11 protein-coding genes are annotated in these 13,193 nt (G+C 60.5%); 7 read left to right on the forward strand and 4 right to left on the reverse strand.

From position 1 onward, the window contains the following. Nucleotides 1-20: 20 nt before the first annotated feature. The gene (locus HCI85_RS10660; protein ID WP_167144688.1) at nt 21-1,574 is read right to left on the reverse strand and encodes a sigma-54-dependent transcriptional regulator; all 1,554 of its coding nucleotides are present in this window, start codon (nt 1,572-1,574) and stop codon (nt 21-23) included. Between the two features lie 257 nt (nt 1,575-1,831). On the opposite strand from HCI85_RS10660, the gene phhA reads away from it, so the two are divergent. From phhA to ggpS, 6 genes are all read left to right on the forward strand, one after another. Further along, complete coding sequence (phhA, locus tag HCI85_RS10665) at nt 1,832-2,617, forward strand: phenylalanine 4-monooxygenase (protein WP_167144689.1); 786 nt, start codon at nt 1,832-1,834, stop codon at nt 2,615-2,617. A 60-nt stretch (nt 2,618-2,677) separates the two neighbouring features. After that, nucleotides 2,678-3,031 (forward strand): 4a-hydroxytetrahydrobiopterin dehydratase, encoded by a 354-nt coding sequence (locus HCI85_RS10670; protein WP_167144690.1) that lies wholly within the window; start codon nt 2,678-2,680, stop codon nt 3,029-3,031. Beyond that, nucleotides 3,028-4,224, forward strand: coding sequence for an amino acid aminotransferase (locus HCI85_RS10675; RefSeq protein ID WP_167144691.1), 1,197 nt, complete (start codon nt 3,028-3,030; stop codon nt 4,222-4,224). The genes HCI85_RS10670 and HCI85_RS10675 overlap by 4 nt, the downstream gene beginning before the upstream one ends. A gap of 96 nt (nt 4,225-4,320) precedes the next feature. After that, the gene (locus HCI85_RS10680; protein WP_167144692.1) at nt 4,321-5,709 is read left to right on the forward strand and encodes a DUF2254 domain-containing protein; all 1,389 of its coding nucleotides are present in this window, start codon (nt 4,321-4,323) and stop codon (nt 5,707-5,709) included. A gap of 216 nt (nt 5,710-5,925) precedes the next feature. Next, the gene (locus HCI85_RS10685; RefSeq protein ID WP_167144693.1) at nt 5,926-7,212 is read left to right on the forward strand and encodes an MFS transporter; all 1,287 of its coding nucleotides are present in this window, start codon (nt 5,926-5,928) and stop codon (nt 7,210-7,212) included. A gap of 96 nt (nt 7,213-7,308) precedes the next feature. Continuing rightward, complete coding sequence (gene ggpS, locus HCI85_RS10690) at nt 7,309-9,576, forward strand: glucosylglycerol-phosphate synthase (RefSeq protein ID WP_167144694.1); 2,268 nt, start codon at nt 7,309-7,311, stop codon at nt 9,574-9,576. Between the two features lie 52 nt (nt 9,577-9,628). Here the strand turns inward: ggpS and HCI85_RS10695 are convergent, their stop codons facing one another. From HCI85_RS10695 to arfB, 3 genes are all read right to left on the reverse strand, one after another. Further along, nucleotides 9,629-10,048: a VOC family protein gene (locus HCI85_RS10695; protein WP_167144695.1), complete on the reverse strand. Its 420-nt coding sequence runs from the start codon at nt 10,046-10,048 to the stop codon at nt 9,629-9,631. A gap of 165 nt (nt 10,049-10,213) precedes the next feature. Next, nucleotides 10,214-11,128, reverse strand: a complete 915-nt coding sequence (locus HCI85_RS10700) for a LysR family transcriptional regulator (RefSeq protein ID WP_167144696.1) — start codon at nt 11,126-11,128, stop codon at nt 10,214-10,216. 104 nt (nt 11,129-11,232) lie between these two features. Continuing rightward, the gene (gene arfB / locus HCI85_RS10705) at nt 11,233-11,646 is read right to left on the reverse strand and encodes an alternative ribosome rescue aminoacyl-tRNA hydrolase ArfB (protein ID WP_167144697.1); all 414 of its coding nucleotides are present in this window, start codon (nt 11,644-11,646) and stop codon (nt 11,233-11,235) included. A gap of 566 nt (nt 11,647-12,212) precedes the next feature. Between arfB and HCI85_RS10710 the strand changes: the two genes are divergently transcribed. Then, a complete protein-coding gene (locus tag HCI85_RS10710) occupies nt 12,213-13,169 on the forward strand; it encodes an extracellular solute-binding protein (protein ID WP_241693769.1) in 957 nt (318 codons plus the stop codon). Nucleotides 13,170-13,193 lie beyond the last annotated feature (24 nt).

Genomic DNA, 13,193 nt, shown 5'->3' on the forward strand with positions numbered 1-13,193 from the left:
CCCTTACGGCTAAAGGCTCCCTACTCCTTCCCCAACCCATGCTGACGCAGCTTGTTGGCAATCGTGGTGTGTGACACACCAAGACGCTTACCTAACTGACGGCTGCTGGGATGGTCATGGAACAGACGCTCCAGCACGGCTTTCTCGAAGCGCCCGAGAATCTCGTCCAGGCCGCCTTCCACCGAGAACTCGCCCAGCGGCTGCGGCGCGCCGTAGTCCGGCAGGCGGATATGCTCGCCCTTGACCACGCCGCCGTCGCACAGTGAAACAGCCTGGAACAGCACGTTCTCCAGTTGGCGCACGTTGCCCGGCCAATGGTAATGGCTGAGTTTGTCCAGCACTTGCGGTGCGAGTTTGGGCAGCGGGCAACCGATCTGCCGGCTGGCCTGGTCAAGAAAGTGCTCCACCAGCGGCGGCAGGCCATCCAGGCATTCGCGTAGCGGCGGGATATGCAGGCTTAGTACGTTGAGGCGGTGATACAGATCCTGACGAAACTCGCCCTTGGCGCACAGCTCGGACAAATCGACCTGGGTGGCGCAGATCACCCGCACATCCAGATACACCTCCTCGTCACTGCCGACCCGGCGAAAGCAGCCGTCCTGCAGAAAGCGCAGCAGCTTGGCCTGCAGCCGCGGGCTCATCTCGCCGACGCCATCGAGAAACAGCGTGCCGCCTGCAGTCAGCTCCAGCAGGCCGAGCTTGCCTTCAGGCCGAGCACCTTCAAAGGCACCAGGGCCGTAGCCGAACAGCTCGGTTTCTGCCATGGATTCCGGCAGACCGGCGCAGTTCAGCGCCATAAACGGCGACTGCCCACGCGGGCTGGCCAGGTGGCAGGCGCGGGCCAGCAACTCCTTACCGGTACCGGTTTCGCCCTCGATCAGCAACGGCGCATCTAGCGGTGCCATCCGCCGCGCTTCGCGCACTACAGCGGCCATTACCTTGGAACTCTGAAAGATCGAATCGAAGCCACGCAGTTCCTGCTTGCGCACGTTGTAGATGCGCTCGCCTACTCGATCCGCGCGGTGCAGGGTCAACACCGCGCCGGCCATGGCATCGCTCTCTTCATGCTCGGTTTGCAGCGGTGCGATATCGGCGAGAAACACATCGCCCTTAACTTTCACCCGCAGCCCATTGATCCGCGACTTGTTGGCGTGCACCAGCTCGGGCAGGTCGAAGTCCTCGGCATAACGCGACAGCGGAATGCCCGGCACCTCGTCCACCCGCACGCCCAAGAGCTGCGCGGCGCTGCGGTTGGCGGCGACGATAGAGCCACCCATATCAATCGACAACACCGGAAAATCCAGCGCACCGAGCAAGGCATTCAACTCCAGATGACGACGTTCGCTGGGCATCAGACCCACACGCTTAACGCCGAACACCCCGGAAATCGCCTCGAACTTAGGTCGCAGCGATTGGAACTGCAGGTTGATCAGGTTCGGGCAGTGCAAGTAGATGGCGTTGCCCTGCTCGCCACCAACTTCACCGCGGGCGACGTTGATGCCGTATTCGACCAGCAGGTTGAGGATGTCGCGCAGGATGCCAATTCGGTTCTGGCAGTGGACTTTGATACGCATGGCAGGGCTCTTATGGGTCTTGTTATGACCGTAAACGACGAACAATCGACGTTGCCGGCGGATTATCCGTCAAGAATATGTGACAGATTAGCGCATCAGCAAGACGATAGTTCGCTGCACCGACGCTAACGTAACCAATTCTTTACGCAATAACTGCCCTTTTCTCCCTTAACAGACCCAACCCAGGGCTGCATTACCGCACGAGCTGGCGTATTCCTGAGTCCAATACAACAACAAAGCCCCAGCAGGAGGCAGTGATGAAGAGCACGCAATACCTGGCGCGTGAACCGGATGACAGCGGCTTTATCCATTACCCGGAGGCCGAGCATCAGGTGTGGAACACTCTGATCACCCGTCAGCTCAAGGTAATTGAAGGGCGTGCCTGCCAAGAGTACTTGGATGGCATCGAGCAGCTCGGCCTGCCACATGAGCGTATTCCGCAGCTCGGCGAGATCAACCAAGTGCTGCAAACCAGCACCGGTTGGCGCGTGACACGGGTGCCGGCACTGATTCCTTTTCAGACCTTCTTCGAGCTGCTGGCCAGCAAGCAATTTCCGGTAGCGACGTTTATCCGCACGCCTGAAGAGCTGGACTACCTGCAGGAGCCGGACATCTTCCACGAGATTTTTGGCCACTGCCCGCTGCTGACCAACCCCTGGTTCGCCGAATTCACCCACACCTACGGCAAGCTCGGCCTGGCCGCCAGCAAGGAAGAGCGCGTGTACCTGGCGCGGCTTTATTGGCTGACCATCGAGTTCGGCCTGGTTGATACCAGCCAGGGCCAGCGCATCTACGGCGGCGGTATTCTTTCCTCTCCGAAAGAAACCCTCTACTGCCTGTCCGATGCACCGCAACGTTTGGCTTTCGACCCGATTGAGGCGATGCGCACGCCCTACCGAATCGACATCCTGCAGCCGCTGTATTTTGTTCTGCCCGAGCTTAAGCGCCTGTTCGAACTGGCCCATGAAGACATCATGGCCATGGTGCAGCAAGCCATGCGCCTGGGCTTACATGCACCGAAGTTTCCGCCGAAAGCGGCATAACCTTTGTAGGATGGCCCCACACCCATCCTACGGCTCACTTTTGACCCTTGGAGAATACCCATGTCCCTTGCCCAAGCCCAATGCGAAGCCTGCCGCGCCGATGCGCCAAAAATCAGCGATGACGAACTGGCCGAACTGATCCGCGAGATTCCGGACTGGAACATCGAAGTACGTGACGACCACATGGAGTTGGAGCGGGTTTACACGTTCAAGAACTTCCGTCATGCCCTGGCCTTTACCAACGCCGTCGGCGCAATCGCCGAAGAGGTCGGCCACCACCCAGCGCTGCTCACCGAATGGGGAAGAGTCACCGTGACCTGGTGGAGCCATGAGATGCGCGGCCTGCACCGGAACGACTTCATCATGGCCGCACGCACCGATGTTCTTGCCGCCAGCGCCGAGGGCCGCAAGTGAGCTATTTCCACAGCATTGTGCGAGTGCCTGGCGACCCAATTCTCGGCCTGATGGACGCCTACCGCGCTGACCGCAACCCGGCCAAGCTCGACCTCGGCGTGGGCGTGTACAGGGACGCTCAGGGCCTGACGCCGATTCCCCGCGCGGTAAAGCTCGCCGAACAGCGGCTGGTGGAAAGCGAAACCAGCAAAAGCTATATCGGCGGCCATGGCGACCCGCTGTTTGGCAGCCTGCTCAGTCAGCTGGTACTGGGCGCCGATAGCCCGTTGCTGGCCGAACGTGCAGGCACCACCCAGACCCCAGGCGGCACCGGGGCGCTGCGCCTGTGTGCGGACTTTATCGCTAACTGCCTGCCGGGCCGTGGCATCTGGCTGAGTGACCCGACCTGGCCAATCCACGAGAGCATCTTTGCTGCCGCCGGCCTGCGCGTTGGGCATTACCCCTATGTCGGCGCGGACAACCGGCTGAATGTCGAGGCGATGATCGCCGCCCTCGCCCACGTGCCCAAAGGCGATGTGGTGCTGTTGCACGCCTGCTGCCACAACCCCACCGGCTTCGACCTCACCCCACGCGACTGGAAGCGCGTGCTGGAGGTGGTCAAAGCCCGTGAGCTGCTGCCGCTGATCGACTTTGCCTACCAGGGGTTTGGTGATGGCCTGGAGCAAGATGCCTTTGCCGTGCGCCTGTTTGCCGCCGAGTTGTCGGAGTTACTGATCACCAGTTCCTGCTCGAAAAATTTCGGCCTGTACCGCGAACGCACCGGCGCGCTGATCGTCTGCGCGGAGAACGCAGAAAAACTGCTGGATGTACGCAGCCAGCTGGCGTTTATCGCGCGCAACCTCTGGTCCACCCCGCCCGCTCATGGCGCGGCAGTGGTCGCCAGTATTCTGGCTGACGGTGAACTGCACAGTCTCTGGGTCAGCGAGCTGGACGCCATGCGCCAGCGCGTCGCCAGCCTGCGCGCCGGCCTGGTCGAAGCCCTGCAGCCGTATGACCTGAGTGAGCGTTTTGCGCATATCACGGTGCAGCGCGGGATGTTCTCCTACACCGGCCTGAGTCCAACCCAGGTGCAACGCCTGCGCGATGAGTTCAGCGTGTATATGGTCGGTTCAGGCCGTGCGAATATGGCCGGGCTCGACGCCGAGCGCCTGGATCAGCTGGCCAACGCTATTTCGCGCGTCTGCTGCGACTGACGCGCACCTGAGCCCCGCACAGCGCTGGGGCTCTGGTAGCAGCATGTGCCGATAAGCTTGCTATAGTCGCCGCACGCCCATCGCACCGAGACGCCCGTGCCCCGCTTGTTGAATTTCGCCTTCCGCCTGTACCAGCGCATCTTGCACAGCCTGGCCCTCTACCCAACGCTCATCGCATTGGGCTTCTTCGTTTTGTGCCTGCTGAGCATGAGCATCGAATATCAGCCCTGGATGATGTCGCTCAAAGGCGAGATTGATGTCGGCCTGGTGCGCAATGCCGACAATGCCCGCTTGATTCTCGGCACGTTGGTCGGCGGCATCCTCTCGCTGATGGTGTTCAGCTTCTCCATGGTCATGGTGGTGCTCAACAATGCCGCCGCCGCGCTGTCACCGCGCGTAGTGCCTGGCCTGATCAGCGACAAGAGCCATCAGAAGACCCTCGGTTTCTACCTCGGCACCATCCTCTTCTCACTGCTGCTGATCACCACGATTGAACTGGACAACTCCACCCAGGTACCCAGCCTCGGCGTATTGATGGCATTGGCGATGGGCATCGCCTGCCTTGGCCTGTTTGTGCACTTTATCCACTCGATTTCCCGCTCGATTCAGGTGGAGTACATCCTCAACAACCTGTACCACACCACCCTGGCGAAACTCGCCGCGCGCGAAGCCAAGCTGGCCGCTATCGACAACCTGCCCAGTTGGCCAGAGGAGCAAAACTGGCAGGAGGTCTGCGCGCAACGCAGCGGTTATTTCAAAGAGCTCAATGTCAACACGATCAACACCATCTTGTGTGAGCACGACCTGCGCATGACCGTGATGATCCACCGCGGCTTCTTCGTGATGAGTGGCCGGCCGCTGTTCAAGCTAGACCGCCAGGTCGATTCGGCAATCACTGACGCGCTACTCGACTGCTTCGATTTCTTTCTCGAGGAATACGCGCACTCCCACTACCTGTTTGGCTGCACGCAGATGTCGGAAATCGCCGTCAAGGCGCTCAGCCCCGGCATCAACGATCCCGGCACGGCGATTACCGCCATCGACCTGCTCAGCGTGCTATTCAGCAAGCGCCTGGCGTTGCCGGACCTCGATGTCACCCTGGCGGACGATGGCCCACCACGCCTGCTGCATTACGAACTCTCGCTGGATGAGTTGCTGCAACGGGTATTCGGCCCCATTCGCCACTACGGCTGCGCCGATGTGAGTGTGCTGATCGGGTTGCTGCAGGCCTTCAAGAACCTGCTCTACCAGCCGCTGCGCGCAGCGCAGAAAACCGATCTGCTGCGGCATGTGCGTAGCGTGCAGGAAACTGCCGATCAGCACCTGAGTAACAGCCGCGATCGCCAAGCCATCAACCAGCTGCTCGAACGCATCAACCAGAACAGTTCAGCCCTGGAGCCGATTGCCCTGCTTGGCATACCGGGCAGCAAGAGTGCGGAAAACAACACCCAGCAACCTTCTACCGGTTCGCGGGAAGCCCTGTAAGCGCGAAGGGAAGCCTAGGGCGGAGCGCGAGCAGTATTGGTGCTGCACGGCGTTTCAGCGCCCTCGGCGCACGCACAGGCAATGCCTGGAAAAATCAAAATACCGTTTATCTATAAAATTAACTGTTTAAAAACAACAACTTAATTCGTTACCTGACTAAGCATTGGCACCCTTCATGCTTGCACTCAGCGGCATAGTTCCCTAGGGTAGTTCGCCATGTGGTCCCTGATTGCCCCTATCAGCTCGTTGCTCGGTGGGGTTGCTTTACTCCTCCTCGGCAATGGCCTGCTCAACACCCTACTGACCTTGCGTGGCGTCGCCGAAGGCTACTCCACCTCGATGCTCGGCCTGATTATGTCCGGGTACTTTGTCGGTTTTCTCCTTGGCACCTGGCTGGCGATTCCGCTGGTCCGCCGCGTTGGGCATATCCGTGCGTTTGCCTTTTGCGCCGCCCTCGCCGCCATCACCGCCCTGCTGCATGTACTGATCGTCGACCCGTGGGTCTGGCTGGGCCTGCGCGTGCTCTACGGCCTGGCGCTGGTCAGTCTGTATATGGTGATCGAGAGCTGGCTTAACGCCCAGGTGCCCAACGACAAACGCGGCCAGGTGTTTGCCGTGTATATGGCGGTCAACCTCGGCGCGCTGGCCGCCGCGCAGCAGCTGCTCAACCTGGCTTCGCCCAGCGACTTCGTGCTGTTCGCGCTTGCCGCCATGCTGATCAGCGCGGCCTTGATGCCCATCACCCTGACTCGGCAGATCCAACCCAGCGTGCCGGACACCCTGCACACCAACCTGCAGCAGATCGCCGGTATCGCCCCATTGGCGCTGGCCGCCGCTGGCTTATCCGGCCTGGCCCTCGGCGCGTTCTGGGGCATGGCGCCGGTATACGCCAGCCTGAACGGCTTCGATGCCACCGGCGTGGGTTTGCTGATGAGCAGCACGATCCTTGGCGGCGCCCTGCTGCAATGGCCGATTGGCATTTACTCGGATAAACACGACCGCCGCCTGGTGCTGTTCTGGGTGGTCGCGCTGGCCGTAGTGGTTGCCGTGCTGATGAGCCTGTTGCCGGCCGGTCGCCTGCTGCTCGGGCTGATATTTATCTGGGGCGGTTTGGCCTTTGCTATCTACCCGATTGCAGTGGCGCAGCTGATCGACCAATTGCACAGCGATGAAATCCTCGCCGGTTCCAGCAGCCTGCTGATGGTCAACGGCATCGGTTCGGTGTGCGGCCCGCTGCTCGCCGGCCTGCTGATGCATCACCTCGGCGCCCAGGCGCTGCCGCTGTATTTCGCCGCCACGCTCGGCCTGCTCGCGGCTTACACGCTGTACCGCCTACGTCATGTCAGCGACCTGGTCAGCGCACCGGCCGGGCACTTTATGCCCATGCTGCGCACCAGCCACACGGTACTTGAGCTGATGCCCGATGCACCGCCCACAGACGACCCAGACCCAACTGACTCACATGAGGACCCGCCCAACCCGGCGCCGCAGACGCCTGGGTAAACCAAGAGACGAACGCCCCGTGGCGCAATCGTCCATAGCTCGTCGGCTTTTGTCGGCGCGTCACTGCACCCACTTAACTGGACAGGAAGACAGCGCATGTTACTTGCCACCGATCTCGATGGAACCTTTCTCGGCGGCGATCCCAAGGATCGCTTAAGCCTTTACCAAACCATCGCCGCCCACCCGGAAATCCGCCTGGCCTACGTCACCGGCCGCAGCCTGGAGTCGGTGCTGCCACTGCTGGCAGACCCGACCCTGCCGCAACCGGATTTCATTATCTCCGACGTCGGCGCCAGCCTGGTACATGGCGACAGCCTGCAGCCGATTCAGCCGCTGCAAAGCGCGGTGGACGCCCTCTGGCCCGGCGACAGTCAGGTGGCCAGCGCCATTGAGCGCTTTGCCCTGGAGCGCCAGGACGTACCGCAGGTGCGCCGCTGCTCCTACTTCTGCAACCCTGAGCAGGCGGCCAACCCGGAACTGTTGGAAGTTGCAGAAAGCTTGGGCTGCGACCTGCTCTACTCAGCCGAACGTTACCTGGACTTTCTGCCTAAGGGCGTGAACAAGGGCAGCAGCCTGCAGGCGCTGATCGACTGGCTGGAACTGGACAACGACCAAGTGTTGACTGCCGGCGACACACTCAACGACCTTTCCATGCTGAGCGGCCAGTTCAAAGGCGTGTGCGTCGGCGCATCCGAGCCGGGCCTGCTGCAGGCCACGCGGCAATATTCGCGGGTGTTCCACGCCGAGCGCGCCGGTTGCGGCGGTATTCTTGAAGCCTTTGTGCACTTTGGCTTTCTCGGCAAACAGGGCATCGCCGCCGAAGGCAAGCAAGTTGCCGAACCCGGCAAAGCCGATCTGGTGATGGTCTACCACCGTCTGCCTTACGAAGAATTCCGCGGTGCCGATGGTAAGTTGCAACGCCGCCGCCCGACTTCCCCCAACGGCATTATTCCGACCCTGCTGAGCTTCTTCGGCGATGGTCGCGCCGGCTCCTGGGTAGCCTGGGCTGAGCATGACGAAAACAGCGGCGAAACCTTCGACAGCCACACCACCGTGGATGCCGAGCGTTACCCAAAGCTGACCGCCGCGCGGGTGGCGCTGAGCAAGGAAGAGGTCGACATCTTCTACAAGCGCTTCTCAAAGGAAGCCTTCTGGCCGACCCTGCACACCTTCTGGGAGCGCGCGCAGTTCCGTGAGGACGACTGGCAGGTGTTCCTCAAGGTCAACCGCGCTTTTGCCGAGCGCACCGCCCTGGAAGCAGCCGAAGGCGCCACCGTCTGGCTGCACGATTACAACCTGTGGATGGTGCCCGGCTACCTGCGCGAGCTGCGCCCGGACCTGCGCATCGCCTTCTTCCACCACACCTACTTCCCATCGGCGGATGTGTTTAACGTACTGCCTTGGCGCCGGCAGATCATCGGCAGCCTGCTGCAGTGCGACTACATCGGCTTTCATATCCCGCGCCAGGTGGAAAACTTCGTCGATGCCGCGCGCGGCGTGATGCCGCTGCAAACCGTCAGCCGGCAGAACTGCGCGCCACGCTTTATTACCTATGGCTGCGCCGTGGGCCTGGAGCGCATGACCACCGCCGTGGACACTGGTAACCGCGTGGTCAAACTTGGCGCCCACCCGGTGGGCCTGGATATCGAGCGGGTACGCAGCGCCCTGGCCGCACCGAAGATCAGGGAAATGATGGAACGTCTGCGCAGCGAACTTGCCGGGGTCAAACTGATTCTCTCGGTAGAACGCCTCGACTACACCAAAGGCATTCTGGAAAAGCTCAACGCTTATGAGCGCCTGTTGGAAGAAAACCCCGAGCTGCTCGGCAAGGTCACCCTGGTAACCGTGTGCGTGCCGGCGGCCAAGGAAATGACCATTTATGACGAGCTGCAAGGGCAGATCGAGCAGGCCGTGGGCCGCATCAACGGCCGCTTCGCCCGCATCGGCTGGACGCCGCTGCAGTTCTTCTTCCGCAGCCTGCCGTTCGAGGAAGTCAGCGCCTGGTACGCCATGGCCGACGTGATGTGGATTACCCCACTGCGCGACGGCCTCAACCTGGTGGCCAAGGAATTTGTCGCCGCTCAAGGCCTGCTGGATGGCCGTGGCGTGCTGGTACTTTCGGAGTTTGCCGGCGCTGCCGCCGAGCTCAAAGGCGCGCTACTGACCAACCCGCATGACCCGGTGGATATGACGCAAACCTGTTATGTGGCGCTGAACATGCCTAAGGCCGAGGCCCAGGCACGCCTGCGTGAGCTGTTCGATATCGTCAACTACAACGATATCCGCCGCTGGGGTGATGAATTCCTCGCCGCCGTCAGCGACCCGCAGGAGCAACTGGACCGTGCCCTCGGGCTGGTCGGCTAGGCGGCAACAGCGCAGCTGCATAGATCAGCGGCGCCGAGCCAAGCCTGCATACCTAGCCCATCTGCGCATCAATATCGCAGTTAATCATCCAGCCGACGCCAAAGCGGTCGGTGAACATGGCAAAGCGCGTGGCCCAGAAGGTCGCCTGCAACTCCATCTGCACCGAACCGCCCGCTGACAGCGCTTTATACAGGCGCTCGGCCTCTGGCACATTTTCCACCTGCAGGGAGACGGAAGCGCCTTTGATGCCCTCGTACGGCATACCGGGGAAGGTGTCGGACGCCATCAGCAGCTGATCGCCCACGGTCAGGCACACGTGCATCACACGGTCATGAAACTGCTCCGGCACATTGCCTGCTTCCGGGCTTTCGCCCATGCGCATCAGCTCCAGACTGCCGCCCAGGCATTCAGCGTAATAGTTAAAGGCCGCTTCGCACTGGCCATCGAAGGTCAAGTAGGTATGGATCTTCATCTGCACTCTCCTTAGAACTCGCGTACTTGATTGATAGCCTGCCACTGGGGCTTTTTCCGGGTATGTAATGGCAGACCGCAAACCCAAGGCTAGGTTCTGTACGCTGGTCGAACGGCGAAATGGCCAATCGACAGGCGTGCAAAAAGTACTGAAGTTAACCCCCACTCACAGCTGACGCGGGTGAGGCAGCGGACACTCAGCCAGCTGACTGCTCAGGTAATCGAGAAAGCAGGTGATGCGCGAGGTCAGCGCGGTGTTGCGGTAATACACCGCATGAATCGGTTGACGCACCTCGACGGTGTCGCGGGCCATCAACTGCACCAACGCACCGTTGGCCCGGTCAGCGCCGGTCATAAAGTCTGCCAGGCAGACGATTCCAGCGCCGCTCAAGGCCAGCTGACGTAACGTCTCGCCGCTGGACGCGCTCAGACTCGGAGTAATGCTGTAGGCATCGCCCAGCGCATGGCGCAGCGGCCATTGGTTAAGGCTGTCGGGCTGGGTAAAGCCGAGCAAGCTATGCCCGCTCAGATCTTCAACACGTTTCGGCATGCCCTGTGCCTTGAGGTAAGCCGGGCTGGCAAGAATACGCAGGCGATTACTGCCCAGTGGGCGCGCATGCAGGGTGGAGTCGCGTAATGGACCGATACGTATTGCCACGTCGGTGCGCTGCTCCAGCAGATCGATGATCTGGTCGCTGCTGTGCAGCTCCAGCTGAATCTCCGGGTATTGCGCCCGAAAACCCGCCACCAGCGGTACCACTGCATGCAGCATGAAAGGCGCGGCGGCATTCACCCGCAAGCGCCCTGCTGGCTTCTGCCGCCGCTTCATCATCTGCTCTTCGGCGCTTTCCACGGCATCAAGTATTTTGCGCGCCTGTACCAAGAAGGCCTGGCCCTCCTCGGTCAGCTCCAGACGCCGGGTGGTGCGGCGCAAAAGGGTGACATCGAGCTTTTCTTCCAGCCGACTCAGCGCACGGCTGACACCGGAAGCCGTCTGCGTCAGTTGTTCGGCAGCGGCACTGATCGAGCCGCCGTCCACCACGCTAACAAAGGCCAGCAGTTCATCAAGGGTCGTTTTCATTCATGCATATTAGTCAAATATTCACGCCTAAAAACACTGCATTTACTCACGAAAATAAGCTGATAGCGGCTGTTTTAACCACGCAGCGGACTGTAAGCAGATTATTAGAAGTCGACCTTGCCACGCCCGGCCTTGATCGTACCGCGGATGCTCTTGCCTTCCAGGCGGCGTTTTTTCGAACCCAGGGTCGGTTTGGTCGGACGGCGGGCTTTCTCAGTCTTAGCGGCGCTGCGAATCAGCTCGGCCAGGCGCTCCAGCGCGTCGGCGCGGTTCTGCTCCTGGGTGCGGTACTGCTGGGCTTTGATAACCACCACACCTTCGGCGGTGATGCGCCCGTCGCGCAACGCCAGCAGCCGCTCCTTATAGAACGGTGGCAAGCTGGATGCCTGGATATCGAAACGCAGATGGATCGCGCTGGACACCTTATTGACGTTCTGCCCGCCTGCGCCCTGGGCACGAATGGCGGTCAGCTCGACCTCATCGTCGGGCAGGTGAACGCTGTTGGAAATGATCAGCATGGCGTGCAAGTTCAGAAACCAGGGCGCACAGGATAACTCGCAGCACTGCCTGTCGACACAATGCAGCTAAGCGCAATGCGCGCGACGGCGAAGCAAGGAAGCGGTTCGATCGCCTCAGTGGCATGTCACGAGCCCAATGAGGTTGTAGCTGGCCACACAAAACCTGGGCCCCACAGCTAAACAGCGGCACATCCCCCACGAAAATACGCATCAGATGGTTTAGTGAACGGTTTACGGGGCTCTCGACCATCGTTTATTTGCGCGCCCAGTATCGCCGTTAACGGCTACACATGACGCCTGTCGCGAGCACGCGCCATTGGCACAGAGCGATGCAAACGCATGAGAAGGAAATACGAAGTAAACGCATTAGCTGCACACAGCCAGACGATTGATATGGCTCGGAAAAACCATTCACGTTAAACAAGCACAAGGCGCTACTGCACTAGGCTATGAGTGACCTAGACTGTGGAAAAACAGAGGCCATTGCTATGCCACTCCGCTCGCTCCTGACCTTGGTCCTGTTAACCCTGTTTTGCTCATCATTACACGCCAAGCCGCTGCTACGCGTGCTGGCTTGGCCCGGCTATGCCGATGCGGACTTAGTCGAAGCCTTTGCCGAACGCTATGACGCTGACGTGGAAGTCACCCTTGTCGGCAACGATGATGAGTTGCGCCTGAAATTGAGTAAGGATGGCGGCCAACATTACGATGTGATTGCGGCCAACACCTCAGAAATCAACTATTTCGTGCAGCAGCAACTACTGCAGCCTCTGCGCTTGTCGAATTTGACCCAGCGTAGCCGCCAGCTTCAACAGTTCCGTCAACTCAATGACATCCCAGGCTTGATGCACGATGGGCAGGCGTATGGCGTTCCGTATGCCTATGGCGAGATGGGGTTGATCTATAACCGCAAAATGATGAGCCGCCCGCCGACCTCCATCAACAGCCTGTGGGACCTACGCTGGCAGGGCCAAGTGCTGGCCTATGACGGCAGCAGTCATAACTTCTCCCTGGCCAGGCAAACCTTGGCTAAACCGCCCTTCGCCATCCCCAGCGAAGACATGCCCGCCACCGTAGACAAGCTTATTGCACTGCGGCGCAACGTGTTGAGCTTCTACAGCCTGCCAGAAGAGTCCGTCAGCCTGTTCATGCAAAACTCCATTGCCTTGATGTACGCCAACTACGGTCGACAGCAACTCAAGTTACTCCAAGATGCGGGCGCTGATGTGGGTTACGTGATCCCCCAGGAAGGTGCTCTTGCCTGGCTCGATTGCTGGGCCATTACCCGCACCACCCCCCACCGTGACCTGGCTGAACAATGGATCAACTACACCCTGGAACCGCAAGTCAGCGGTGCTCTGACCGAGCGCCATGGCCTGGAAAACACACTGCGTACCCTGCAAGCCTCCAGTGCTCCTCTGCGCCTGATTTGGCTAGAGCCGGTGGCAAACGCTGAACTGCGCGCCAAGCTCTGGAAATCCATACTCGCCGGTGATCGTCCGGGAAATGTGGTGCTGCCTTGAAATTACGCCTGGGCAATAAACTCA

Source organism: Pseudomonas sp. OTU750018 (genome assembly GCF_011636575.1).
In the GTDB taxonomy this organism is placed as follows: Bacteria; Pseudomonadota; Gammaproteobacteria; order Pseudomonadales; family Pseudomonadaceae; genus Aquipseudomonas; species Aquipseudomonas peli.

Coding starts and splice junctions, on each gene's coding strand:
- HCI85_RS10660 (WP_167144688.1), bottom strand. CDS start 1,574: ATGCGTATCAAAGTCCACTGCCAGAACCGAATTGGCATCCTGCGCGAC.
- phhA (WP_167144689.1), top strand. CDS start 1,832: ATGAAGAGCACGCAATACCTGGCGCGTGAACCGGATGACAGCGGCTTT.
- HCI85_RS10670 (WP_167144690.1), top strand. CDS start 2,678: ATGTCCCTTGCCCAAGCCCAATGCGAAGCCTGCCGCGCCGATGCGCCA.
- HCI85_RS10685 (WP_167144693.1), top strand. CDS start 5,926: ATGTGGTCCCTGATTGCCCCTATCAGCTCGTTGCTCGGTGGGGTTGCT.
- ggpS (WP_167144694.1), top strand. CDS start 7,309: ATGTTACTTGCCACCGATCTCGATGGAACCTTTCTCGGCGGCGATCCC.
- HCI85_RS10695 (WP_167144695.1), bottom strand. CDS start 10,048: ATGAAGATCCATACCTACTTGACCTTCGATGGCCAGTGCGAAGCGGCC.
- HCI85_RS10700 (WP_167144696.1), bottom strand. CDS start 11,128: ATGAAAACGACCCTTGATGAACTGCTGGCCTTTGTTAGCGTGGTGGAC.
- arfB (WP_167144697.1), bottom strand. CDS start 11,646: ATGCTGATCATTTCCAACAGCGTTCACCTGCCCGACGATGAGGTCGAG.